At 36.0% G+C, this 1,510-nt stretch carries 1 pseudogene; it reads left to right on the top strand.

Annotated features, from left to right (window positions below):
• Positions 1–88 precede the first annotated feature (88 nt).
• Positions 89–1,379: pseudogene (locus tag HT703_RS10645) on the top strand (IS4 family transposase).
• The last annotated feature ends 131 nt before the right edge of the window (positions 1,380–1,510 follow it).

Here is a 1,510-nt window from a genome sequence, read left to right as displayed (position 1 = left end):
CAATGTCATTAAGTTAAGAAATTCAAATACAATTCTGTATTTGGGTTTCTTTTTTATGTGATAAACTATAATTAAGGAGGTATTTCCCATGATAAAACAGATAAAAGCCCACTTGGATAAGAGCATTCAGAGTATCATTGGTCAAAAAGTTGAGTTCGTCAAACAAGATGAACAGGCCTTTACTCGTAAAAGAAGTTTATCACTAGAAACTATGATTCGTACCATTCTGGGAATGGGAGGGAAATCACTGTCAAAAGAATTACTAGATGCCAGACTGACAGTTTCAAATTCAGCCTTTGTTCAAAGACGCTATCAGATAAAACCTGAGGCTTTCTATGCCCTATTTAAAGAATTTACAGAACCTATTCCACTTAATACTGATTTTCCAATATTCGCTGCAGATGGGAGCGATATCTGTATTCCTCGAAATCCCTTGGATACAGAAACCTTTATCCAAACCAAAAAGGATGTTAAATCCTATAATCTCATACACATAAATGCCCTATACGACTTGACGACTGGAGTGTATAGAGATGTCTCTATTCAAGACAAACATACGCAACATGAGCGCTTAGCTCTGATTCAGATGATGGAGGCTTCTCCCTTTCGAGAAAGCTCTTGTTATCATGGATAGAGGCTATGAAAGTTACAATCTCATGGCTCATTTTCAAGAAAAAGGTTGGCTTTATATCATCCGTATTCGAGACGGAAAACAATCCATGCATTCCTCCTTCAACTTGCCAAATACAGAGTGTTTTGATCAAACATTTTCTCTAGTATTATCACGAAAGCAAACCAATCAGCTCAAAAAACTTTATCGTGATTTCCCCAATGACTATCATTTTATTCCACACAATTCTACTTTTGATTTTCTTCCAGAAACAAGTCAAAAACAGGTTCCTGTAGCACTCTATGAGCTTCCTTTTCGTATGGTGCGTTTAGAAGTGGAAGAAGGAAAATACGAAACTTTAGTGACAAATACAGACTATTCAGTCCAAGAATTAAAAAATCTCTACGCCAGTAGATGGGGCATAGAGACTAGTTTTCGTGACCTGAAATACAGTGTTGGCTTGGTCAATTTTCATGCAAAAAAGAAGGAAGGGATTCTCCAAGAAATCTTTGCTCGTTTTACAAATTTTAACTTTTGTCGTTGGGTAACCTCGCAAATTGCCATCAACAGTAGTCACAAAAATCAAAGATATAAAGTGTGTTTCTCAGATGCGGCTTATGCCTGCCGTTTATTTTTAAACGGTTCCCTTTCTTCCCTCCAGTTGAAAAACTACCTCAAGAAACAGTTATCTATTATTCGATCGAATCGAAAATATCCAAGAAAGATAAAGGCTCAATCGGTAGTTGATTTCATCTATAGAGTAACATAAATCTCAAAAAATAGGATGAAAAAACCTTTATTTGTCATGCAAAAAAACAGAAGATGCGATAGAAAATCACTTCGATGACCTCAATCGTATCTCCTATTCAAGTAGTTAGATCACTAACTTAATGACATTGG

Origin of the sequence: Streptococcus sp. 3874, from assembly GCF_013276425.1 — a bacterium.
Classification (GTDB): Bacteria; Bacillota; Bacilli; order Lactobacillales; family Streptococcaceae; genus Streptococcus; species Streptococcus pseudopneumoniae.
Note: the sequence above shows the minus strand (reverse complement) of the source record. Positions and strands in the feature narration are given on the sequence as shown.